The following is a 23,667-nucleotide window of genomic DNA, read 5'->3' on the forward strand; positions in this document are numbered from 1 at the left end:
GATAGAGCCTGTTCCGGAGAGATCGCAAGGGCGGCGCGGCGCACTGACGTGCAGTGCCCACGGGTGATCCAGGTGCTGTGCACCGACGCGTTGCTGGATGCCGCCTTCTGCACGTCGCAGCGCCGCTCACATCCAGTCGACGTCGGCCGAGGTCTTGCCGTCGGCGAGGCGGGCGTAGCCGGGGCCGCGGTCGAAGAACGGCTCCTCGGCGGGACGAGCGGCGCGCAGCTCGGCGCGCAGGGCGTCGGAGGCTGCTTCGTCGATCACCGGCTCGTCCTTGGTCCCCGACGCGACGACCCCGTATGCCGTGCGGGCGCCGTCGAAGGACACCTTGCCCCAGCGCAGGTCGCGCTCGACGTCCTCGTAGGGACGCTCGAGGGGGTCGCCCCACCCACCGCCACCGGTGGTGCGGATCCGGATCACCTGGCCGGCCTTGACCGGTTCGGAGTCGGCCAGGGCGTCGACCTCTCGCTCGTCCGGGCCGTCCAGGTCGACAGTCACGCTGAACGAGCGGCCGGCCTTGCCACCCTTGACCCCCCAGCAGGCGAGGATCGACCGGTCGGCGATCGACATGAAGTTGGCGTCCTTGAGCATCCGGATCTGCTTCTCGTAGCCAAGGCCACCGCGGTAGCGACCGGCACCTCCGGAGTCGACGGCGAGCCCGAGTCGCTCGACGATGAAAGGGAAGCGGCTCTCGGTGAACTCAGTCGGCAGGTTCCGCGAGTCGGGCACCACGTGGATGGTGTCCTCGCCGTCGGCGTAGTAGCGCCCACCCGAACCGCCACCGAGCACCTCACGCATGAGGTAGTCGTTGCCGTCCCGGTCCTTGCCGTAGACGCCGGTGTAGCGGATGGTCTCCTGGTCGGCCGGCATCTTGCCGTCGACCGCCTTGGCCACCACGCCGGCGAGCACGCCGAGCAGCCGCAGGATCACGAACGTCCTGGCGTTGGTGGGCGCCGGGAAGATCGGGGTCAGCAGGGTGCCCTTGTCGGGGAAGCGCATCTCGATGAGCGGCACGATGCCCTCGTTGACGTCGAGCTCGGCCATCCGCTCGGGGGTGTCGGCGAGGTTGCGCAGGATCGGCGCGAGCCACTTCTTGAGGAAGTTGCCACCGACGTAGTCGCCGCAGTGGTTGATCGGACCCTTGGCCTGCGGCGCGGTGCCGGTGAAGTCGATGACCAGCCGTGGTCCGCCGTCACCGGGACCGGGGCCACCAGTGGGCTCCTTGGTGAGCGTGATCCGCTGGGTGTGCAGCCTGGGCTCGTCGACGCCGTCGTGTTCCGCGTAGTCCTCCCAGACGTAGGTGCCGTCGGGGATCTTGGACAGGATCTCGCGTCGGTAGGTCTCGGTCGTCTGGTCGAGGATCGTGTCGAACGCCGCCTCGATGGTCTCGCGGCCGTAGCGCTCGAACAGCTCGGAGAGTCGTCGCGCCCCCATCAGGCAGGCCGAGCACTCGGCGTCCAGGTCGGCGGCCAGCGAGTCGGGCATCCGCGAGTTGCGGGTCATGATCCGCAGCGCGGCCTTGTTGGGAACTCCCTTGTCCCACAGCTTGATCGGCGGAACGGCCAGACCCTCCTCGTAGACGCTGGACGCGTTGCTCGGCATCGAACCCGGGACCGCACCACCGATGTCGTCGTGGTGGCCGAACGCTTGGACGAACGCCACCACCTCGCCACCGTTGAAGACCGGGACCGTGACGCACAAGTCGGGGAGATGGCCGATGCCACCCTCCGACTCGTAGACGTCGTTGTGGAAGAAGACGTCGCCCTCGGCCATCTCGTCGAGCGGGAAGTCGCGGGCGATGGGGTGGACGAGTGCGGAGTAGGACCGCCCGGTCAGCTTGCGCAGCTGGCGGTCGTGGATGCCGGCGCGGAAGTCGTGGGCGTCGCGGATCATGGGGGACCGGCTGGTGCGCGCGATGGCGGTCTCGACCTCCATCTCGACGCTGGCGAGGGTGCCCTGGACGATCTCGACGAGGATCGGGTCGACCGTGCTCCCCGGTGCGGTGAGCCGGTTGCCGTGCTCGTATGCCGTGGGCAGGCCGGCGTTGTTCATCGCGCACCTGCTGTCGTGGCTGCAGCCGTCGTGGTCGGGGCTGTTGAGGGGTTCCGCGTAATGACGAGGTTGCCGATCGTGTCGACGCGCACGGTGAACCCCGGGTGGACCGGCACGGTGGAGCCGAACTCCTCGATGACCGCAGGACCTTCGAGGGTGTCGCCGGCCCGCAGGTCGGGGCGCCAGTAGATCGGGGTGTCGGCCGGCCCGGTGTCGGCGTCGAAACACACGGCGCGCGTGCTCGTCGGCGCGGGCAAGGATGAAGAGCCGACCGAGTTTGAAGGATCCTGTGGACCATCACCCGGACTGGCCTTCAAAGTCGCGTCGCGGGTCTCGACCTCACGCAGCTCAGGACGGGTGATCGGGCCGACTCCGGTCACCCGGAGGTTGACCCACTCGACCTGCTGGCTGGGGTCGGCGCGGAAGTCGTAGCCGTACAACGCGCGGTGCTCGGCGTGGAAGGCATCGGCGACGCGGGCGGCATACGCCTCGTCGACGGTGCCCTCCGGGGCTGGGACCCGCACCTCGAAGGCCTGGCCGAAATAGCGCAAGTCGACGGTGCGCGAGTAGCGGTGCTCGTCGCGTGGGAAGCCTTCACCGTCAAGGGCTTTCGCGGCCTTGGCGGTGAGCTCGTCGAGGGTCTTCTGCACGGCGACATGGTCGAGGGTGGTGTGCTTGGAGACCATCGTCTGCACGTAGTCGTTCTTCACGTCGACGGTGAGCAGCCCGAAGGCGGAGACGTTGCCGGGGTTCTGCGGGACGACGACGCCGGCGAGGTCGAGGATGTCGACCAGGCGGCAGCCGAGCAGTGAGCCGGAACCGCCGAAGGTCGTCAGCATGAAGTCGCGCACGTCCAGGCCGCGCTTCACGGAGACCTGGCGCAGCGCGTTCGCCTGGTTCCAGGCCGAGATCTCGAGGATGCCGGTGGCGCACCGCACCGGGTCGATGCCGAGCTCCGCGGCGAGCGTGTCGATGCCGGCGCGCGCCGCCTCGACGTCGAGCGGGATCTCTCCGCCGAGCAGGTGCGGGGGGATCCGTCCGAGGACGACATGGGCGTCGGTGATGGTCGGCTGGGTGCCGCCCTTGGCGTAGCAGAGCGGGCCGGGGTCGGCGCCCGCGGAGTGTGGCCCGACCTTGAGGGTGCCTTCGGGGGAGATCCAGGCAATCGACCCACCGCCGGCGCCGACGGTGACGACGTCGATCATGGGGATCTTGCTGGGGTAGGCGCCAACGGTGCCTTCGGTGGTCAGGGTCGGCTCGCCGTCGAGGACGACGCTGACGTCGGTCGACGTGCCGCCGCCGTCACAGGTCAACACCTCGGCGAAGCCGGCCCGCTTGGCGATCAGACCGGCGCCGAGCGCACCCGCGGCGGGACCGGACAGGACGGTCGTGATCGGCTGGTGCACGACCTCGTCGGCAGACAGCACGCCGCCGTTGGACTTCATGATGTAGAACGGGATCCCGCGGGCGAAGCCGTCGAGCCGGGTGTGGATGTTGGTGACGTAGCGGCTGACGTTCGGCTTCACCGCCGCGTCGACGAGCGTGGTCATCGAGCGCTCGTACTCGCGGTACTCGCGCAGCACCTCGCTCGAGATCGACACGATCGCCTCGGGGTGCTCCCGGGTCAGGATCTCGCGCATCGCCAGCTCGTGGGTGTCGTTGGCGTACGAGTGCAGGAAGCAGACACCGAGGGTGGTGATCCCGCGGTCGCGGAACCACCGGGCCGCGGCCACGGCGGTGTCCTCATCGAACGGGCGGATCTCGTTGCCTTGGAAGTCCATCCGGCCACCGACGGTGCGGACGGCATCGGCCGGCACGATCCGCGGCGGCTTCACCCAGAAGTAGGAGTTGCCGTAGCCGTCCGGTACCGCCTGCCGGGCGATCTCGAGCATGAACTCGTAGCCCTCGCTGGTGATGAACCCGAGGCGCTCGACCTTGCCCTCGAGGAGCTTGTTGGTGGCGACGGTGGTGCCGTGGCAGACCGCGGTGATGTCGGCTCCCGAGGCGCTCATGAGGTCGAGCACTTTGGCGACGCCGTTGATGAAGCCGTCAGCCGGGTTGCTCGGCGTGGACGGCGTCTTGGTCGTCACCATCTCGCCGGAGTCCTCGTCGAACGCCACCACGTCGGTGAACGTGCCGCCGGTGTCGATGCCGATCCTGATCCGCCGCTCCGCCATGGGTGAGATTCAACCGGTCGCGCGGCTGCCTCGCCTTGGCACAAGTTGCCAACCACGCCGGAGAAGGCTGTGTCGTCAGTCCTGCGTGGGGAGCGCCGGCCCCCGCACGGCACTCCTCAGCGGGTCGGCTCCGAGCATCGGCACCTCGCGCCAGCCGAGATGCACCGTCCCGTCGGTCCGGGTGCGGACCTGCATCGTGTGGGGGGTCTCGATGAGGCGGACGTCCGCGCTGAAGCAGCCGTCACCGTCCCAGCCGCCGGAGGCGACGACGGGCAGCTCGACGCCACCCACCGCAAGCGTCGACGGCTCCCACGTGCCGTCACCGACGTCGAGGGCCACCCGGGTGCCGTGGCAGTCCAGGACCATCTCGTAGTCCGCGCCGCCGGGCGCGAGGCTCATCGCGGCATACTCCGGTGGGAGCCGGCTGTCGTCGGCACGCACCCACCACCCGGTCTCCGGTCCGGGGGCCGAGGACGACGGGGTGGGGACCGCGAGGGTGGCGATCCGCTCCTCAAGCGCGGCGTCGGCCAGCTCGTCCTCCCACTCGTCCTCATGACCGACGGCCGGCAGCAGGTGGTCCCAGACGAGGTCGAGGACGGCCTGCATGTCGAGGGTCTCGCTGGTGATGGTGATCGCCACGTCCTGGTCGGGGAGGACGATGGCGTACTGGCCGTAGGCGCCGTCCCCGCGGTAGCCGTGCCGGGCGCTCCAGAACGAGCAGCCATAGCCCTCGTGCCAGTCGGGGTTCGGGTCGGTCTCGCGGTTGGGCAGCCCGGTCGGCGTGGTGGCCGTGGTGACCCACTCGGGCGACAGGAGCTTCTCGCCGTCCCAGACGCCTCGGTCGAGGTGGAGCTGCGCCAGGGCGAGGATGGCGTCGCTGCCGACGTGGATGCCCGAGAACCCCAGCTCGCGGCCGGTCACCGTTCGGTGCCACGCCACGTCGCCCCCTCCCCGGGGGTCGAGCAGCGGCAGGACCCGGTCACGCAGCAGGGACAGCACCGACGAGCCGGTGACTCCGCGCACGGCACCCGCGGCGAGGTAGGTGGCGACCTGGTTGTAGGCCCAGGCCGTCCCCGGCTCGTGCTCGGGCGGGGACGCGAGGATCGCGGCCAGCACGGGGTCGGTGTGGTCGCCCTCGCCGGGGCGCTCGTGGGCCGCCCGCGTGACGTCCTCGCCCCAGCCCTCCCCGTCGTGACCGGTCGCCATCGTGAGGCAGTGGCCGAGGGTCAGCCGCAGGTAGCGGTCCGGCACCTCGACTCCGGCAGGCAGGTCGCCGGGCGGCAGCAGGTCGAGCACCGGTTGGTCGAGCGAGAGCCGTCCCTCGTCGACGAGCAGCCCGACCGCGGTGGCGGTGAACGACTTGCTCAGCGAGTAGACCAGCTGGACGCGCTCGGGGGCGTAGGGCGCCCACCACCCGCGCGCGACGACGTGGCCGTGCCTCGCGATCAGGAGGCTGTGCGGGTCGTGACCGTCCGACTCGAGGGCGTCGATGAGGGCGAGGATGCCGAGGGCGTCGACGCCCTGGGCTGAGGGCGGGCTGGTGGGTAGCGGCACCGTGGCGACTAGGCGTCGTCGCCGAAGCGACCGCGGTGGTCGAGCGGGATGAGTGGTTTCTCGCCGCGGACCTTGAGCTGCTGGACACCCCAGGTGTTTCCGTCGGGGTCGGCGAACCCGAAGAAGGTGCCACCGTCGCGCTCGTCGAACACGGTGACCTCGCTGCACTCGACGCCCCGGCCGACCAGCTCGTCGCGGGCTGCGTTGGCATCGGCCACGACCAGCTGCAGACCGCGCATCGAGCCCGGGGCCATCTCCTGCTGGGAGGGGAGGTTGCCGATGACGACCGAGCAGCCGGAGCCCTCGGGGGTCAGCTGGGCGACGTCCATGTGCTCGTTCGTGGTGCGGTGGTCGAGGTTGAAGCCGACCTTGTCGCGGTAGAACTCGATCGCGGACGTCAGGTCGGAAACGGGCAGGATGACAACTTCGAGGGTCCAGTCCATGCCGGCCAGTCTCGCGGCCCACGTGGATTCGTGCCACTACAGCCACAAATGGACCCTGACACGTCGCTCTCACGTGCATTCGTGCCAGATGTGGCACGAATGTCGCCGCCGACCCGCCGACCCGCCGACCCGCCGACCCCCCGGATCCACCGGGCGCGTCAGTGCGGGAAGGAGGTCTCCGCCGGGCGCTCGAGCTCGTCGCGGTGGTTGCGGATCAGGTCGAGGTTGCGGTCGCGCAGGTGGTCGAAGCCCTGACCGATGTTGGAGCCGGGCGTCAGGGACGACAGTGCCGTGGCCGGGTCGAGCAGGGCGGATACCCAGCCCTCGTGGGAGGCGGCCTTGGCGGCGATGTGGGCGTTCGGCGTCACGATGTGGGAGTTGCCGAAGTAGAGCACCCCGGCCGGGTCGATGCCCGTGGCGTTGGCGCCGATGACGAACACGTGGTTGTCGTAGGCCCGCGCCCGCGAGGTCAGCTCCCAGATGTCGGCGGACCGCAGCAGCGCACTCGGCCGGCAGATGACCTCCGCGCCCTGCACCGCCTGGATGCGGGACAGCTCGGGGTAGTCCCCGTCGAAGCAGATGATCATGCCGATCTTGCCGAGGTCGGTGTCGCAGACTGTCACCGTGTCACCGGGCGTGACCCAGCCGCCGCCGTCGACGTGCTCGCTGCAGAACGGGTGCGTCTTGCGATAGACACCCAGGACCTCGCCGTCGCGGCCGATGAGCACCGACGAGTTGTAGATGACGCCCCGCTCCGGGCCACGCTCGTAGGTGCCCAGCACGGCATACACACCAAGGTCCCTGGCGACCTGCTGGACCGGTTCGGTGACGGGACCGGGGATGTCCGAGACGAGGTCCCACAGCTCCTCGACGGAGCAGTCGGGGGTGAACCCGGTCGTGGCGGACTCCGGTACCACCACGAGCTCGGCACCGGTGTCGTCGACGCACCGACGGATGAAGTCGACGCACTTGTCGAGGTTCTTGCGCACGGCCTCCGGTGACAGCGGTCCCGGCACCGGCGCCAGCTGGATGGCAGCTGCAGTGAATGCGCGCATCAACGTCCTCCGATCGCCCATCCCACGATAACCCCGAGCAGCGCGATGGCTCCGCCGGAGACGACACCCCAGGCGTACGGATGCCCAGCAGAGGCGGCTGTGGACGTGCCCACCGCCTCGATCGGCCGCGCCCCGGCCGGGACCTCCGTGGGCTTGGCCTTCTTCTCCTTGCGGACGCCGGCAATGTCGTCGTCGACGGCTTCGAAGAACTGCCCGGCCATCTTCTTGGTGACCCCGGCCAGCATCCGCTGGCCCACGCCGCCGATCATCCCGCCGACCGCCGCGTCGGCGTCGTAGCTCAGGTCGGTGCCACCGGCTGTCGAGGGCGCCAGGTGGACCACGACGTCGGCGTCGACCGTGCCAGGCCCACCCGCACCCTGCGCCTTCATCGTGAACTGCTCGGGGTGCTGCGGGTTGAGCAGCGCGACCTTGCCCTCGTAGGTGCCCTTGATCGCGGCAACCCCGGCGGTGACGGTCATGGCGTACTCGTCGGGGCCCACCTCGGTGAGCGACTCGCACCCGGGCAGGCAACGCGCGAGGACCTCGGGGTCGTGGAACGCGTCCCACACCTGCTGCGGGCTCGCCTTGAGGGCGGCGGTGCCGGAGATCTTCATCGTGCCTCCTGGACAGGCGGAACAGGTGCGGAGCCGGGCGAGGTGGACGTATGCCGCGGGCGGGCGAGCGAGGGGATCTCACCGCGGGCGTGCCGCTGGCGCAGCTCCCACAGCTCGACCGGGGAGATCGGCATCGAGGTGATCGCGAACCCTTCGGCGTCGGAGATCGCGGAGGCGATGACGGCCGTGACCGGGATGCACCCGGCCTCGCCAGCACCCTTGATACCCAACGGGTTCAGCGGTGACGGAGTCTCGAGGTGGTCGGTCTCGATGTGCGGCACCTCGGACGCGTAGGGCATCAGGAAGTCCATGAAGCTGGCGTTGAGCAGCTGCCCCGACTCGTCGTAGACCATCCGTTCGTAGAGCGCGCCACCCACACCCTGGGCAACCCCGCCGTGCACCTGGCCCTCGACGATCATCGGGTTGATCATGTTGCCGCAGTCGTGGATGACGCAGTAGCGCAGGACGCGGATCTCCGCGGTCACCGGGTCGGTCTCGACGATCGCCGCGTGCATGCCGTTGGCGAAGGTCGCCTGGGTGGGGGAGTAGAAGTCCTTGCCCTCGAGACCGGGTTCGTCGTCGTCGGCGACAGGTGGCTTGTTCGGGTCATTGCTCCCGGCGAACTGGGTGGCCGCCTTGGCCGCGTCGTCGAAGGCGTAACGCAGCGGGTTGGACATCACCGAGACGGTGCCCAGCGACATCCGGGTGCCGGGTGCGCCCTTGACCTGCACGATGCCGTCGACGATCTCGAGGTCCTCGGCCGAGACCTCCAGCGCGTCCGCCGCGATGCGCAGCGCCTTGGCCCGGACGTTGCGGGCAGCGAGGGCGATCGCGTTGCCGCTCATCACGGCGGCGCGCGAGGCGAACGTGCCCACGGCATAGGGCATCCGGCGGGTGTCGCCGGTGGTGACGAAGACGTCTCCGATCGGGACGCCCAGCTCCTGGGCCACGATCTGCGCGAACGACGTCTCGTGGCCCTGACCTTGGGAGGTGAGGCCGGTCGACACGTTGACCCGCCCGCTCGTCTCGATCTGGATGTGGCCCCCTTCGTAGGGGCCGACACCGGTGCCCTCGACGTAGCAGCCGATGCCCAACCCGACCCGGCGGCCTTCGGCCTCGGCCTGCTCCCGGTAGGCCGCGAAGTCGTCCCAGCCCACGAGCGCCTTGAGCTTGGCCATCGAGGCCGGGAAGTCGCCCGAGTCGTACTTGAGCGGCCGGCCGTCCTGGAAGAGCAACCCGTGGTCGTAGGGCATCTCCTCGGGGAGGATGAAGTTGCGCGACCGCACCTCGGTCCGGTCGATGCCGAGGTACTCGGCGATGGCGTCCATGGTGCGTTCCATGGCGAAGCAGCCCTGCGGCCGTCCGGCGCCACGGTAGGGGGTCACGAGGACGGTGTTGGTGTAGAGCGACCAGAACTCACAGCGGTAGGCGCCGGGCTTGTAGGGCCCGAGCAGCTGGGTCGAGGTGATGATCGGGACGATGATGCCGTAGGGCGTGTAGGCGCCGTTGTCGTGCCAGAACTTCACGTCGAGCGCGAGGATGCGGCCCTGCTCGTCGAAGCCCACCTTGATCTCCTGGAGCTGTCCGCGCTCGTGGGCGCTGGAGATGAAGTGCTCCCGGCGATCCTCGGTCCACTTCACCTCCTGCTCGAGAAGCCTTGCAGCCCAAGGGATGAGGACCTCTTCGGGCCACGGGTGGTTGATCTTGACGCCGAAGCCGCCCCCCACGTCGGGCGCGATGCACTCGACCTTGGCTAGGGGCAGGTCGAGCTTGGCAGCCACCGCGGCGCGCACGCCCGTCGAGGTCTGGGTGGAGGAGAAGATGCGCAGCTCGCCCTTGTCCGTGTCCCAGCGGGCGAGGACGCCCTTGCCCTCCATCGGCATGCAGGCGCTGCGTTCGATATCGAGCTCGAGCTCGAGCGTGTGGGGTGCCGCGGCTATCGCGGCGTCGACGTCGCCGACCTCCTGGAGCATGCGGCAGGCGACGTTGCCGGGCACGTCCTCGTGGACCAGGGCCGAGCCGTCGCGGGCGTTCGCGATCCCGACGACGGGGGTGAGCAGCTCGTAGTCGACCCTGATCCGCTGACAGACGTCCTCGGCGATGTAGCGGTCGCGGGCGACGACCATGACGATCGCCTCGCCGACGTAGTTCACCTCGTCGCGGGCGAGGGCGAACTGGGTGCGGCCGTGGGTGAGGGTGGGGTGCGGGATGAGCAGGGGGAGGGGTTCGCCGACCTTGCCCGGCAGGTCCTCGTGGGTCCAGATGCCGACCAGCCCGTCGACCTCGAAGGCGTCGGTGACGTCGATGTCGACGATCCGGGCATGCGCATGGGGGCTGCGGACGAAGGCTGCGGCCAGGGCGCGGTGGCCCATGTCGTCGAGGTAGCGTCCCCCACCCGTCACCAGGCGCGGGTCCTCCTTGCGCTGGATCGGCGCGCCGAACATCGAGGTCGTCACGCGCCGTCCACCTCGGCAGTGGTCCCAGCCGCGAGCTCGGCCCTGATCTCGGCCCTGATCTCTGCCTTGATCTCGGCAGCGCGCAGCACCGACTTCACGATGTTCTGGTAGCCGGTGCAGCGACACAGGTTGCCCGAGATGGCCTCACGAGCCTCGTCCGACGTGGGGTGTGGGTGGTCCTCGAGGTAGGCGGTGATGGTGGTCAGGAACCCCGGGGTGCAGAAACCACACTGGAGCCCGTGGCACTCGGTGAACGCCTGCTGCACCGGACCCATCGAGTCGATCGTGCCGAGCCCCTCGACGGTGGTGATCTCGTGTGCTTGGGCCGTGATCGCGAACATCAGGCAGGACCGCATCGGCTGCCCGTCGACGAGGACGGTGCACGCGCCGCACACGCCGTGCTCGCAGCCCACGTGCGTGCCGGTGAGCTGCAGGTCGTGGCGCAGGAAGTCCGACAGCAGGCGGCGAGCAGGGGCCTTGGCGTGCCGTGGCACGCCGTTGACCGTGAGGGTGAGGTCGAGGAGCTCCTCGGTCACTGGTTCGGTCATGCGGCTGGCCCTTCCGTGTCGCGCGCGACCTGATGCGCGGCGACGGATCTCCTGGCGGCCTGGGCGAGGGTCAGTCGGGCGAGCTCGACGGCAAGCATGGCGCGGTACTCGGCGGTTGCGTGGATGTCGCCCTCCGGTTCGATCGCGGCGTGGACCAGGTCGGCAGCCGCGGACCAGTCGACCGATTCGGGCTCCTGACCCGCGAAGACCTCGGTCACATCCAGGCTGCGGGGCACGTCGGTGACCGAGACGAAGGACAGCCGCGCGTCAGCGATGAGGCCGTCGGAGGTGCGGACCGCCGCTGCGACTCCCGCCATGGCGTAGTCGCCGTGCCGGCGGGCGCGCTCCATGAACGAGGTACCGGTGCCGGCAGCGAACCGGCGGAACCGCACCGCGACGGCCAGCTCCTCGGGGGTCAGGGACGTCTCCAGGGCGCCCTCGAAGAAGTCTGCGACGGCGATCTCGCGAGATGCCGAGGCGGACACGGCCTCCACGACGCCGTCGGTCAGGGCGAGCATCGCCGGCATCTCACCGGCGGCGTCCGCGTGGGCGATCGACCCCACCGTGGTGCCGCGGTTCCGGATGACGGGATGGGCCACGTTGACGAGCGCCTGGCGCAGCAGCGGCAACGCGGCATACGCCTCGTCGTGGTGCTCCAGCTGCGCGTGGCGTACCAACGCACCCACCCGCACCTCGGTGTCGCTCACGGTCACGTCCGCAAGGCCTGCGACCTGGTTGATGTCCACGAGGTGGGCCGGGGAGGCGAGGCGCATGTTGAGGATGGGGATCAGGCTCTGCCCGCCCGCGAGGACCTTGCCGTCGTGCCCGACCTCGGCCAGCACCGCGACGGCGTCCGCGACGCTGCGGGGCGCATGGTGCACGAACGGCGCGGGCTTCACGGACTGATCCTGCCTTCTCGGGTCGGTGGGCGGCTAGGGCGGGATGAAAGACGGGTGCGGGCCCCCGATACCGGATCGGGGGCCCGCCAGAGTCTGGTCAGCGTCGGGTGTCGCCCTGGTCCAGGTCGTCGACCCCGTCACTGTGGCCGTAGGAGTCGTGCCCACCGACGGTGAGCAGCGCGCCGTCGGCTCGGGCTCGGAGCTCGGCCGGCGCGAGTGCCTTGGCGAGGTGGTAGGCGGCGACGGCCACGATGGTGCCGAGCGCGATGCCGCTGAGCGAGAAGCTGTCGGAGAACTTCAGCGTCACGTTGCCGATGCCGATGACGATGCCGGCCGCGACGGGCACCAGGTTGATCGGGTTGGCGAAGTCGACACCGTTCTCCTTCCAGATCTTGGCTCCGAGGAGGCCGATCATGCCGTAGAGCACCACCGTGATCCCGCCCAGGACACCACCAGGGGTCGACGCCACGAGGGCCCCGAACTTGGGCGAGAAGCCGAACAGGATCGCCACGATGGCGGCGACGTAGTAGGCGGCCGTGGAGTAGACCCTCGTGGCGGCCATCACCCCGATGTTCTCGGCATAGGTCGTGGTCGGTGAGCCGCCCACGGCGGAGGCGAGCATGGTTCCGAAGCCGTCGGCCGCGATCGCCCGGCCCATGTAGGGGTCGAGGTCGGTCTTGGTCATCTCGGCGACGGCCTTGACGTGGCCGGTGTTCTCCGCGATGAGCGCGATGACGGCGGGGACGACGAGCAGGATGGCGGCCATCGAGAACGAGGGGGCGTGCCAGCCGACGACCTCCTTGCCCGCGACCATCTCGGTGTGCGGCGGGAAGCCGATCCAGGAGGCGTCCTTGATTCCCTGGAAGTTGGTGCGGAAGTGCGTGGTGATCTTGCCGGCACCGGCGTCGTAGGAGGTGATCTGCCCGAAGCCCTTGTCGAAGATCCAGGACACGACGTAGCCGAAGATCAGCGCCAGGAAGATCGCGATGCGGCCGACGAAGCCCTTGAAGGCGACCGCGCACACGATCGTGAAGGTCATCACCAGCAGGGCGACCCACTGGTCCTGCGGCCAGTAGATGTTGGCGACCACGGGCGCGAGGTTGAAGCCGATGAGCATGACGACGGCGCCGGTCACGACGGGCGGCAGCACCTTGTGCAGGACGCCCGAGCCGAGGAAGTGGATGAGCACACCTACGAGGGCGAGCACGAGGCCGGCGATGAGGATCGCACCGGTGACGGTGGCCGAGGTGGCGCCGGTCTGGTGGCGGATGGCGATCACGGCTCCGACGAACGAGGCGGACGTCCCGAGATAGCTGGGCACCTTGCCCTTGACGATGAGCAGGAAGCAGATCGTCGCGATACCGCTCATCATGATCGCGAGCTGGGCGTTGAGGCCCATGATCAGGGGGAAGACGAACGTGGCCCCGAACATCGCCACGACGTGCTGGGCGCCGAGCCCGATGGTCTTGCCCCACGACAGCCGCTCGTCGGGAGCGACGACGTCGTCCGGGCCCATGGTGCGGCCGTCTCCGTGCAGTTTCCAACCCAGGCCCAGTGACATGCGGACTCCTTCTCCACCGGCGCGGCCCACCGAGATGGCGTGGCTCACAGCCCCTTGCGGGATAGGCGAAAACTAGCGGCCGGACCGGCCGGTGCATTGGGCAATTGTTGCTATCGAGCCCGGAGCGGCTTTCGGCAGAGTATGCGGAGTGGCGCGCTGGCATTCTGCGCCCGGCAGGAGTCGAATGGGCACTGCCGCGTCCCTCCCGCCAGAGGGCGCGGCACCTTCGTGCCCCACGGCACCTTCCTGCCCTGCGGCACCTTCCGTGCCCCGCGGCATACCCTCGGAATCAGATGCCGCGCATCTGGTGCACCTTGAGGGCCAGGGCGAGCTTGAGGCGCAGCTGGGGGTCGGTCGTGAACGGGCCGAGCATCTTCTCCAGCTTCACGATGCGGTAGCGCAGCGTGTTGTAGTGGAAGAACAGCTGGCGGGCGGTCTCGGCGACGTTCATGTTGGTGTCGATGAGGATCGACAGGGTGCGGCGCAGGTCGACGTTCTCGGGGGAGTCGTCCGCGGCCAGGCCACCGAGCGACTCGTCGACGAACCGGCGCAGGTCCGCGCTGTCGGGGATCAGGGCGAGCAGTCGGAAGACGCCGAGGCCGTCGAAGTGGGTGACCGCTGAGTCGCCGTGCAGCTGGCGACCGACGCTCACCGCGCTGAGCGCCTCGTCGTAGGCCTGGGGGAGGTCGGCGACCGAGTCGATCGGGCGCGAGACGCCGGTGGAGAAGGTGCGCCGCCCGCCGCCACCGATGCCGCTGATGACCCGGACGACCTCGGAGACGGTCCGCATGATCGCGTCCGTGTCGGCGTTGGATGGGACCCCGCACAGCGCGACGACCTCCTGGCTGAACCCCATGACGGGCGCACGCGGATCGCGCACGGCCATCGCCTGGTTCCATGCCCGCGCGAAGCGTTCCTGCAGGACCCCGACCTCCTCCGGCGAGCGCGTCGAGTGGGCATCGTCCTCGTCGGTCTCGGCCACGACCACGACCAGCCTGCGGTCGATGTCCCAGCCCAGGGCGGAGGCGTGGGCGACGGCTTCGGTGGGGGAGCCGGCGCGGCCGGAGAGGGCGTCGCGCAGGAACTCGGCGCGGTACTTGCTCTCGACCGCCGAGACGGCCTGCTCCTTGGTGATGGCCAGGGCGGCAACCGTGGCCGCTCGCTCGAGCAGATGGACGTCGTCGGCGGTGAGGGGACGATCGCCCACGAAGGCGGCGAGCAGCCCGTGGTTGAGGCTGCCGGCAGCGATGCGGACCATGGCGCGTCGGGCGTTCGCGCCGTGCGAAGGACGGATGCCGACCGGCTCGTGCTCGGTGATCAGGCGGCCCGTGCGGTCGAAGCAGTCGAGGGCCAGGGCTGCGGCAAGGTCGCCTTCGGACCCTGCCCTGGCCAGCACGCGGCCGTCGCTGCTGGTCACCATCGCGGCGCCGCCGAGGAACCCGGCGAGCCGCTGGCACAGGTCCTCCAGGCCGCCACCGGCGAGCACGACGCCGACCAGGATCTGGTGCGCCTCCTCGACGCGCTCGAGGATCCCGGCCTGCTGGTCGAGCACTGCCCCGAGGGCCTCGGTGACGATGCGCTCGGCCTGGACCGTGGGGGAGGCGAGCACCAGGGGCACACCGGCTGCTGTGGCCCGGGCGCGCCAGCCCCGGACCTGGTCGGGGCTGCCACCGGCGACGGCGATCGCCGTGACGCCGTCGAGCGAGCACTGCTCAAAGGGGTCCTGGCCGGCGGCCTCCCACGCCGCGATGGCGTCGGCGTCGGTGCAGACCAGGTGGTGGCGCGGGTCGGTCGCGGCGCCGAGCAGCGAGGCCCGGATCACCCCGCGCAGCAGCTGGTCGGGGCTGTGGACGAGCTCGGCGCCCGCGAGGGAGGGCAGGGCGAGCAGTCCGTCGAGGCTCACGCCGCCCACCAGGTCAGGGCTGGGCGCGTGGGCTGGGGGTGCCTGAGCCGGGGGTGCCTGGGGTGCCTGTGGTGCCTGGGATGCGGGGGCCGATGGCAACTCCGCGTCAACAAGGCCGCCATCCTTGGCAACATTCACCATGAGGCGACTGTAATCGCACTCGATAGCGTCGCTGCGTCAGTCCGAGGAAACACCGAGGATCACAGCCCGCACCGGAGGTCAGCCGTGGCAGCGTCCGAGACGCTCTGGCCGGCAGCGGTCTCCGAGCGCTCTGTCGGGTTGCTCCACGGTCAGCCGCGACGCGCCAGGGTCCTCGGCTCGTTCCCCACCGCGCTCTACCTCCAGGTCGGCGGTCACGCTGAGGTCCTCCCCGTCGTGACGCCCGACGGACTTCGGCTGCCGACAGCCCTGGCCGTGGCGACGGTCCTCCCCACGGTCGGTTGGGGCACCCAGCCCGGCGACGAGGTCGTGGTGGGTGGCGGCGAGGTGCGGCTCTCCGGCCTGACGATCCGCGCCCTCCGCACCTGGCGCCCGCACCAGGTGGCCGCGGCCGAGGCGGGTGCCGGTGTCCTCTCGGCTCCGCTGGCCCCCCTCCGGCTGGCCTGGCGCGCCAGCGCGCGCACGCTGACCGACGGCCTGCTGGCGGGCGACCTCGGCTCCCTTACCGACCGCGTCGGCACACTTGTCGGTGCGGGGCCGGGGCTCACCCCCAGCGGCGACGACGTCCTCTGCGGGATCCTGCTCGGCCTGCGCCTGCACCCGCGCGGCTCGGACGCCCTCAGGGAGCGGCTGTGGGCGGCGGTGCGGCCGCGGCTCATGACCACGACCAGCCTCTCGGCCGCGTTGCTCACCGAGGCGGAGCAGGGGTATGCCGTGGCGCCCGTCGTCCGCCTCGTCGAGGCCCTTGCGGGTCACGACGGGGGTCACGACGCGGGTCACGACCCGGGTCCCGTCGAGGCGGTGCAGGCGGTCCTGGCCATCGGGCACAGCTCGGGTGCCGACCTGCTGGGTGGGTTGGCCGGCTGTCTCGACGCGCTCGACGCGCTCGACTCCCCCGACCTGCTGCACCAGATCCCACGCCTGGCCACGACCCGAAGGAGCCTTCCGTGACCGACCACCTCGAGGTGCGCAGCGGGGCCTACTACGACTCCGTGAGCCTGATGCAGGTCTCCCGGCAGGTCGCGAGCGCGTCGGGCGTGGAGGCCGCCCAGGTCGCCATGGCCACCGAGCTCAACCTCGAGGTGATCGGCGGCATGGGCTTCGTGGTGCCCGATGGCGTCCAGCCCAACGAGCTGGTGGTCGCCATCCGGGCCACCGACGACGAGGGCGTCGCGAACGGGCTGTCGGCTCTCGACAGCGCACTGGCCGCCCTCAAGTCGGCCGGCTCCCGGTCGGGTGGCTTCGGCGACGCGCCGGCGCCCCGCACCCTGGGGCGGGCCATCGCCGCGGGGGAGGCCAACCTCGCGCTGGTGTCGGTGCCCGGCCAGTACGCCACGATCGAGGCCTTCGACGCGATCAACCGTGGGGTCTCGGTCATGCTCTTCTCCGACAACGTGTCGGTCGAGGACGAGGTGCGGCTCAAGGATGCCGCCGCCGCCAGCGACGTCCTGGTCATGGGTCCGGACTGCGGGACTGCCGTCGTCGCAGGGGTCGCGCTCGGGTTCGCCAACGTCGTCGAGCGCGGTCCGGTCGGCATCGTCGCCGCGTCCGGCACCGGTGGGCAGCAGGTGATGGCGCTGCTCGATGCCGCGGGGGTCGGTGTCAGCCACTGCCTCGGCGTCGGTGGCCGCGACCTGTCCGCCGCCGTGGGCGGTCGCTCCACCCGGCAGGCGCTCGCGGCGCTGGCGGCCGACTCCGCGACCGAGTCGATCCTCGTCGTGTCCAAGCCTCCGGCCCTCGAGGTGCTCGCCGACCTCGAGGGGTATGCCGCGGGGCTGGGCAAGCCGGTCCACTGGGCGACGTTGGGCGCGGGCCGCCCCGACCTCACGGCGGCCGTCGAGGCGTTCCTCTCCGCGACCGGGCTAGCCGTTCCGACCTGGCCCTCCTGGCAGCCCATCCCCAACCCCGCGAGTTTGAAGGATCGTGGGGACCAGGAGCCGCACGATCCTTCAGGCTCGGTCGGGTCAGCGGGGGAGGGTCGCTACCTGCGCGGGCTGTTCTGCGGTGGCACCCTGGCCGACGAGGCGATGCTGGTCGCCAGCGGTGAGCTCGGCGGCATCCGGTCCAACATTCCGCTCGCCCCCGAGCTGGCCCTGGACGGGGACCTTCGCGCCGACGACCACGTCGTCATCGACTTCGGCGACGACGGGCTGACCCGGGGCCGGGCACACCCGATGATCGACCCGACGCTGCGCCTCGAGCGGATCGCGGCCGAGGGCAATGACCCCCACTGCGGCGTCCTCCTGCTCGACCTCGTGCTCGGGCACGGTGCCCATCCGGACCCGGGGCCCGAGCTGGCTGACGCGATCCGGGGTGCGCGCGAGGCCGCGCGATCCGGTGGGCGTGAGCTACCGGTCGTCGTCTCGCTCACCGGCGCGCAGGGAGACCCGCAGGGCGTCAGTGCGACCGCCGCGACCCTGACCGCGGCGGGCGCCTCGGTCCACCTGTCCAACGCCGAAGCCACCAGGGCGGCGCTCTCCCTGCTGTCCGGCACCGACCACACGGGGGAGTCCCGATGACCACGCCACTGCGCGGACTGCTCGGCTCCGACCCGGTGCTGGCCACCGCCGGCGCCTCGATGTTCGCGGACGCCCTGCGCGACCAGGCCGTCGTCGTCACCGAGACCGACTGGCAGCCACCGCTCGAGGGGACCGCCGGGCAGCTGGCCAGCGTGATGGGGGACCCGCGCCGGACCGACGCGAACGCCCTTGCCCTGCAACGGATGACGGCCGCCGGTGCGGACTTCGTCGACGTCCGGCCGGCACGCGAGGCGCTCGGACTGGAGCGTGGGACGTTCCTGCACGCCGGTCCACCCATCGAGTGGGACCGTGCCTCCGGGCCGCTCAAGGGCGCCCTCATCGGCGCGATGCTCTTCGAGGGGATGGCCGAGACCCCCGAGGCTGCTGAGGTCGCCCTTGCCCGCGGCGACGTCCAGCTCGAACCGTGCCACCACCGCGACGCGGTCGGACCGATGGCCGGAGTGATCTCACCGTCGATGTGGGTCTACGAGCTGCGCGACGAGGTCCACGACCACACGTCCTGGTGCTCGCTCAACGAGGGACTCGGCAAGGTGCTGCGCTACGGCGCCTACGGGCCCGAGGTCATTGAGCGGTTGCACTGGATGAACTCGGTGCTCGGCCCGTTGCTGCAGCAGGCGATCCGCGCCGCGGGACCGATCGACGTCAAGTCGATCATCGCCCAGATGCTCCAGATGGGCGACGAGGGCCACAACCGCAACCGCGCCGGATCGCTGATGCTGCTGCGCGAGCTGCTGCCCTCGCTGATCGTCGCCGACGGGACGTCGGCCGACATCGCCGAGGCGGTGCGGTTCTCGGGTGCCAACGAGCACTTCTTCCTCAACCTGGGTATGCCGGCCTGCAAGCTGTCCACGTTGGCGGCCGAGGGGATCCCGGGCTCGACCGTGGTCACCACGATGGCCCGCAACGGCACCGACTTCGGCATCCGCACGGCCGGCACCGGCGCACAGTGGTTCACCGGTCCGGCCAACACCCCAGAAGGCCTCTTCCTCGGCTCGTACGGACCCGACGACGCCAACCCTGACATCGGCGACTCCGCCATCACCGAGACTGCCGGCATCGGCGGCTTCGCGATGGCTGCGGCACCGGCGATCGTGAAGTTCGTCGGCGGTGACGTGCCGCTCGCTCTGCGGGCCACGCGCACGATGTACGAGATCACGGTCGGTGAGCACACGGCATACCAGGTGCCCATCCTGGAGTTCCGTGGCACGCCGACCGGCATCGACGTGGCGGCAGTGGCGCGCACCGGGATCCTGCCGCAGATCAACACGGGCATGGCCGGCCGCGTCGCGGGAACCGGGCAGGTGGGGGCCGGGCTCGTGACACCACCGGCGGAGTGCTTCACCCAGGCGATCGCCGCCCTGGCAGCGAACGCCCGCGCCTGAAGCGTGGGCGGCGAGGGGACGCCCTGCTCGGCGTGGCAGGATACGGGCTCGTGACGGCACGCATCCTCGACGGCAAAGCGGTCCTGGCGACCATCAAGGACGAGCTCCGCGGGCGGGTGGACGTGCTGCGCGAGCACGGCGTCGTCCCCGGGCTCGGCACGGTGCTCGTGGGTGATGACCCCGGCAGCCGGTGGTACGTCAACGCCAAGCACAAGGACTGCGCCGAGATCGGGCTCACCAGCATCCGCCGCGACCTCCCGGCCAGCGCCACCCAGGCGGAGGTCGAGGCGGTCATCGACGAGCTCAACGCCGACCCGGAGTGCACTGGCTTCCTCGTGCAGCAGCCGACCGGGCTCGACGAGTTCGCCCTGCTGTCCCGCGTCGACCCGACCAAGGACGTCGACGGGCTGCACCCCACCAACCTCGGTTGGCTGGTCCTCGGCAAGGAGGCCCCGCTGCCGTGCACCCCCGCTGGCTGCATCGAGCTGCTGCGCCGGTTCGACGTCCCGATCGCCGGTGCCCGGGTGGCCCTGGTCGGACGCGGGATCACGGTCGGTCGACCGCTCGGCCTGATGCTGACCCGGCGCAGCGAGAACGCCACGGTGATCCAGTGTCACACCGGTACGCGCGACCTCGCCGCCGAGGTCCGTCAGGCCGACATCGTCATCGCGGCTGCCGGCCAGCCGGGTCTCATCACTGCTGACATGGTCAAGCCGGGCGCGGCAGTCCTCGACGTCGGCGTCAGCCGAGTCATCGCCGAGGACGGGAAGTCCAAGGTCGCCGGTGACGTCGCCGACGACGTGGCCGAGGTGGCCGGGTGGGTCAGCCCCAACCCCGGCGGCGTCGGCCCGATGACCCGCGCGATGCTGCTGTCCAACATCGTGGCAGCGGCCGAGCGACAGCTCGCCGAGACGTCGGCCTGACCACGATGACCGCGCCGCGCCTGGGCTGGTGGTGGTTCGCCGCCCCGGTGCTGGTGCTGGGCGTGGTGTTCTTCACCTTCGACAAGGTGCTGCTCGCCGGCTACACGATCGCCGCCGGTCTCGGTCTGGCCGCGCTGCTGCGGCTGGTGCTCCCCACCGCTCGCAGCGGTGGCCTGGCGGTGCGCTCGCGCGGCGTGGACGTGGTGACGATGGCCGCCCTCGGGATCGCCCTCGCAGTGATCACCTCGGTCCTCGACCTGCGTCCCCGCAGCTGACCCCCGGGACTTGTTGCCGGCTGGTGGTCATCAGGGGCCGGATCGGGGGTTCGGTGACGATCTCCCGGCAACAACTCGATCGCCAGGCAACGCGGAAGCGGTCGCCCCCCAAGGAGGCGACCGCTTCGACGTGTGCCGGTGCGCTGGGTCAGCCGAGCAGGCCGAGACCGCGGACGGCCTCGCGCTCCTCCTCGAGCTCCTTGACGGAGGCGTCGATGCGGGCGCGGGAGAAGTCGTTGATCTCCAGGCCCTGGACGATCTGCCAGTCGCCGTTGCTCGTGGTGACCGGGAACGAGGAGATGAGGCCCTCGGGCACGCCGTACGAGCCGTCCGAGCGGACCGACATGGACACCCAGTCGCCGGCCGCCGAGCCGAGGGCCCAGTCGCGGGCGTGGTCGACCGTGGCCGACGCCGCAGAGGCTGCCGACGAGGCGCCCCGGGCGTCGATGATCGCGGCGCCGCGCTTGGCCACCGTGGGGATGTAGGTGTCGGCCAGCCAGGCCTCGTCGTTGACCAGCTCGGCGGCGTTGCGGCCGCCCACCTCGGCGTGGAACAGGTCGGGGTACTGGGTGGCGGAGTGGTTGCCCCAGATCGTCATGTGGGTGATGTCGGTAACCGCCGCACCGGTCTTGGCGGCCAGCTGGCTGATCGCCCGGTTGTGGTCCAGGCGGGTCAGCGCCGAGAAACGCTCCTGCGGGATGTCGGGGGCGTTGCTCATCGCGATGAGGGCGTTGGTGTTGGCCGGGTTGCCCGTCACCGTGATGCGGATGTCATCTGCCGCAACGGAGTTCAGTGCCTTGCCCTGGGGGGCGAAGATGCCGCCGTTGGCCTCGAGCAGGTCGCCTCGCTCCATGCCGGGACCACGCGGCCGCGCACCCACGAGCAGGGCGTGGTTGACGCCGTCGAAGACCTTCTCGGCGTTGTCGCCGATCTCGACCTTGGCCAGCGTCGGGAACGCGCAGTCGTCGAGCTCCATGACGACACCCTCGAGCGCCTTGAGCGCAGGGGTGATCTCGAGCAGACGGAGCTCGACGGGGGTGTCCGGGCCGAAGAGCGAACCGCTCGCGATCCGGAAGAGGAGGCTGTAGCCGATCTGGCCGGCGGCGCCGGTGACGGCGACCTTGACGGGGGCAGTGCTCACGATGGGACCCTTCGCGCTCTGGTGGGATTTGCTGACTCACGACGCTAGCAGGGTGGGCGTGGCCCGCAGCCGGGTGGTTAGGGTCGGGTCATGCCGACTCCCGACTTCGTCCTGGCCCTGCGTGAACGGGTCGGCAGCCACCCTCTGTGGCTGACGGGCGTCACTGCCGTGGTGCGCAACTCGCGCGGCGAGGTGCTCCTCGCCCGACGCGTCGACAACGGCCAGTGGGCCCTGGTCAGCGGCATCCTCGAGCCGGGCGAACAGCCCGCCGAGGGACTGCGTCGCGAGATCGAGGAGGAGACCGGGGTGCTGGCCCGGATCGAGGAGCTCACGGGCGTGTGGACCCTGCCGGCGCAGCAGTACCCGAACGGCGACCGGGCCCAGTACCTCGACCTCTGCTTCACCGCGACCCACCTGTCGGGAGAGGCGCGGGTCAACGACGACGAGTCGCTCGACGTCCGCTGGTTCGCGCTCGACGACCTCCCGGAGATGATGGAACGGTCCCGCGTGCGGCTCGACCGTGCCCTGGCCTTCCGCGGCCGCGCCTGGTTCGACGGGGCTCCTGAGACCACCGACTGGTATGCCGCCGTGCCCGACGACCGCGGTCCCCTCGCCGTGCTCGGGTACGCGGACCCGGCGGGCGGTGAGGTCGTGCTGCGACGAGCAACCGCAGCCGACGTGGGCGCCATCGTGGCGCTCATCGCCGACGACCAGCTCGGGGCGACCCGCGACGACCCGGCCAACCTCGCGGCATACCTGCCGGCCTTTGCGGCGATCGACGCGGACCCGGCGCAGCTGCTCGTCGTTCTCGACGACGGCGGCACCGTCGTGGGAACCATGCAGGTGAGCTTCATTCCAGGGCTGTCGCGCGGTGGCGCGATGCGTGGCCAGATCGAGGCGGTCCGGGTGGCCGCGAGCCACCGGGGGCGGCGACTCGGCGAGCAGATGATCCGCTGGGCCGTCGAGGAGTCGGGCCGACGCGGCTGCGCCCTGGTCCAGCTCACGACGGACAAGAGCCGCGCCGATGCGCAACGGTTCTACGAGCGGTTGGGCTTCACGGCGTCACACGAAGGCTTCAAGATGACCTTGGGCACCACGTAGCCCGAGCCCGACCACGTCGACCAGGAGGACCCATGAGCGGCACCGGCACGAAGGACGACCCCTGGACGCTGAAGACCCCGCCCGGGACCGGGGACTACGCGATGTACCGCGACGACGCCGCCGACCCGGCGCAGCTGGTCTGCCAGGTGGGCTCCACGAAGCTGCTCTACGACGCCAGGGTCATCGAGGACCTGCACGCGTGGCTGCGTGAGCAGGGCGACTGGGTGCCGCTCGGCAGCGCCGACGAGCAGAAGCCGGCCAAGGACGGCACCGTCGAGGCGTGGGGCCGCTCGGAGTCCAACCCGGTCGGCGGCTGGTACGGGCTGCGCAAGGGCTATCGCGGCAGGGTCGGGATGTACCTGCCACCGCTCCTCGAGGAGCTCGGGCTCGCCGAGGTCGAGCACAACCCGCGCAACAACCGGATGCGGGCGATCTGACGCAGGCGAGCTGTTGCGCTCAGGCGACGCGGCGCAGCCGGAGCACCGGCATGACCCGGGCCGTCTTGGTCTCGTAGTCGCCGAAGCCGGGACGCTCGGCCACGATGGCCGGCCAGTGTTCGGCGCGCTCGGTGGGGTCCAGCTCCTCGGCGTCGATCATGAACGTCTGGGTGCCGACCTCCACCTCGAACCGGGGGTGGGCCACGATGTTGTGGTACCAGTCCGGGTTGGTCGGCGCACCGCCCTTGGACGCCACGACGAGCATCGAGCCGTCCTCCTGCGGGAAGTAGACGAGCGGAGTCACCCGCACCGTGCCGCTCTTGGCGCCGATGTGGTGCAGCAGGATCATCGGCGCCCCCGCGAAGTGGCCGCCGACCTTGCCGCCGTTGGCACGGAACTCTTCGATGATGCCGCTGTTCCAGTCGCTCATGTCGGGTGCAACCC

20 protein-coding genes are annotated in these 23,667 nt (G+C 70.6%); 7 read left to right on the top strand and 13 right to left on the bottom strand.

Going from position 1 to position 23,667, the window contains the following annotated elements; translation table 11 throughout:
- Positions 1 to 126 precede the first annotated feature (126 nt).
- From EAH86_RS00795 to EAH86_RS00845, 11 genes are all read right to left on the bottom strand, one after another.
- Positions 127 to 2,055, bottom strand: coding sequence for a hydantoinase B/oxoprolinase family protein (locus tag EAH86_RS00795; protein ID WP_140736730.1), 1,929 nt, complete (start codon positions 2,053 to 2,055; stop codon positions 127 to 129).
- Positions 2,052 to 4,232: a hydantoinase/oxoprolinase family protein gene (locus tag EAH86_RS00800; RefSeq protein ID WP_140736731.1), complete on the bottom strand. Its 2,181-nt coding sequence runs from the start codon at positions 4,230 to 4,232 to the stop codon at positions 2,052 to 2,054. The genes EAH86_RS00795 and EAH86_RS00800 overlap by 4 nt, the downstream gene beginning before the upstream one ends.
- A 75-nt stretch (positions 4,233 to 4,307) precedes the next feature.
- Positions 4,308 to 5,786, bottom strand: coding sequence for a serine hydrolase domain-containing protein (locus EAH86_RS00805; protein WP_161988534.1), 1,479 nt, complete (start codon positions 5,784 to 5,786; stop codon positions 4,308 to 4,310).
- An 8-nt stretch (positions 5,787 to 5,794) separates the two neighbouring features.
- Entirely contained in the window at positions 5,795 to 6,229 is a 435-nt protein-coding gene (locus tag EAH86_RS00810) for a VOC family protein (RefSeq protein ID WP_140736733.1), read from the bottom strand.
- Positions 6,230 to 6,387: 158 nt separating this feature from the next.
- Positions 6,388 to 7,284 carry a carbon-nitrogen hydrolase family protein gene (locus tag EAH86_RS00815; RefSeq protein ID WP_140736734.1) on the bottom strand — a complete coding sequence of 299 codons (897 nt, stop codon included), beginning with the start codon at positions 7,282 to 7,284 and terminating at the stop codon, positions 6,388 to 6,390.
- Complete coding sequence (locus tag EAH86_RS00820; RefSeq protein ID WP_140736735.1) at positions 7,284 to 7,898, bottom strand: SRPBCC family protein; 615 nt, start codon at positions 7,896 to 7,898, stop codon at positions 7,284 to 7,286. Before EAH86_RS00820 ends, EAH86_RS00815 begins: the two co-directional genes overlap by 1 nt.
- Entirely contained in the window at positions 7,895 to 10,354 is a 2,460-nt protein-coding gene (gene cutA, locus EAH86_RS00825; protein ID WP_140736736.1) for an aerobic carbon-monoxide dehydrogenase large subunit, read from the bottom strand. Before cutA ends, EAH86_RS00820 begins: the two co-directional genes overlap by 4 nt.
- Entirely contained in the window at positions 10,351 to 10,902 is a 552-nt protein-coding gene (locus tag EAH86_RS00830; RefSeq protein WP_140736737.1) for a (2Fe-2S)-binding protein, read from the bottom strand. Before EAH86_RS00830 ends, cutA begins: the two co-directional genes overlap by 4 nt.
- A complete protein-coding gene (locus tag EAH86_RS00835; RefSeq protein ID WP_140736738.1) occupies positions 10,899 to 11,801 on the bottom strand; it encodes an FAD binding domain-containing protein in 903 nt (300 codons plus the stop codon). The genes EAH86_RS00830 and EAH86_RS00835 overlap by 4 nt, the downstream gene beginning before the upstream one ends.
- A gap of 97 nt (positions 11,802 to 11,898) precedes the next feature.
- Complete coding sequence (locus tag EAH86_RS00840) at positions 11,899 to 13,362, bottom strand: uracil-xanthine permease family protein (protein ID WP_140736739.1); 1,464 nt, start codon at positions 13,360 to 13,362, stop codon at positions 11,899 to 11,901.
- Positions 13,363 to 13,651: 289 nt separating this feature from the next.
- Positions 13,652 to 15,265 (bottom strand): PucR family transcriptional regulator, encoded by a 1,614-nt coding sequence (locus EAH86_RS00845; protein ID WP_241668110.1) that lies wholly within the window; start codon positions 15,263 to 15,265, stop codon positions 13,652 to 13,654.
- 225 nt (positions 15,266 to 15,490) lie between these two features.
- Between EAH86_RS00845 and EAH86_RS20140 the strand changes: the two genes are divergently transcribed.
- Genes EAH86_RS20140 through EAH86_RS00870 form a run of 5 tightly spaced genes read left to right on the top strand, consistent with a single transcriptional unit; the run spans position 15,491 to position 20,544 of the window.
- Positions 15,491 to 16,375 carry a DUF2877 domain-containing protein gene (locus tag EAH86_RS20140; protein ID WP_161988535.1) on the top strand — a complete coding sequence of 295 codons (885 nt, stop codon included), beginning with the start codon at positions 15,491 to 15,493 and terminating at the stop codon, positions 16,373 to 16,375.
- Positions 16,372 to 17,943, top strand: coding sequence for an FdrA family protein (locus tag EAH86_RS00855; RefSeq protein WP_241668111.1), 1,572 nt, complete (start codon positions 16,372 to 16,374; stop codon positions 17,941 to 17,943). Before EAH86_RS20140 ends, EAH86_RS00855 begins: the two co-directional genes overlap by 4 nt.
- Positions 17,940 to 19,346, top strand: coding sequence for a DUF1116 domain-containing protein (locus EAH86_RS00860; protein WP_140736741.1), 1,407 nt, complete (start codon positions 17,940 to 17,942; stop codon positions 19,344 to 19,346). Before EAH86_RS00855 ends, EAH86_RS00860 begins: the two co-directional genes overlap by 4 nt.
- A gap of 50 nt (positions 19,347 to 19,396) precedes the next feature.
- A complete protein-coding gene (locus EAH86_RS00865) occupies positions 19,397 to 20,269 on the top strand; it encodes a bifunctional methylenetetrahydrofolate dehydrogenase/methenyltetrahydrofolate cyclohydrolase (protein ID WP_140736742.1) in 873 nt (290 codons plus the stop codon).
- Between the two features lie 5 nt (positions 20,270 to 20,274).
- Positions 20,275 to 20,544, top strand: coding sequence for a DUF3017 domain-containing protein (locus EAH86_RS00870; protein ID WP_140736743.1), 270 nt, complete (start codon positions 20,275 to 20,277; stop codon positions 20,542 to 20,544).
- A 148-nt stretch (positions 20,545 to 20,692) separates the two neighbouring features.
- On the opposite strand, the gene EAH86_RS00875 is transcribed toward EAH86_RS00870, so the two are convergent.
- Positions 20,693 to 21,685 (bottom strand): malate dehydrogenase, encoded by a 993-nt coding sequence (locus EAH86_RS00875; protein WP_140736744.1) that lies wholly within the window; start codon positions 21,683 to 21,685, stop codon positions 20,693 to 20,695.
- Between the two features lie 90 nt (positions 21,686 to 21,775).
- On the opposite strand from EAH86_RS00875, the gene EAH86_RS20950 reads away from it, so the two are divergent.
- Both EAH86_RS20950 and EAH86_RS00885 read left to right on the top strand, forming a co-directional pair.
- Positions 21,776 to 22,786, top strand: coding sequence for a GNAT family N-acetyltransferase (locus tag EAH86_RS20950; protein WP_338325220.1), 1,011 nt, complete (start codon positions 21,776 to 21,778; stop codon positions 22,784 to 22,786).
- 32 nt (positions 22,787 to 22,818) lie between these two features.
- Positions 22,819 to 23,223: a DUF6855 family protein gene (locus tag EAH86_RS00885; RefSeq protein ID WP_140736745.1), complete on the top strand. Its 405-nt coding sequence runs from the start codon at positions 22,819 to 22,821 to the stop codon at positions 23,221 to 23,223.
- Positions 23,224 to 23,242: 19 nt separating this feature from the next.
- Here the strand turns inward: EAH86_RS00885 and EAH86_RS00890 are convergent, their stop codons facing one another.
- Positions 23,243 to 23,653 carry a nitroreductase family deazaflavin-dependent oxidoreductase gene (locus tag EAH86_RS00890; RefSeq protein WP_140736746.1) on the bottom strand — a complete coding sequence of 137 codons (411 nt, stop codon included), beginning with the start codon at positions 23,651 to 23,653 and terminating at the stop codon, positions 23,243 to 23,245.
- Positions 23,654 to 23,667: the final 14 nt, after the last annotated feature.

The sequence above is a fragment of the Pedococcus bigeumensis genome (assembly GCF_006438965.1).
Taxonomy (GTDB): Bacteria; Actinomycetota; Actinomycetes; order Actinomycetales; family Dermatophilaceae; genus Pedococcus; species Pedococcus bigeumensis_A.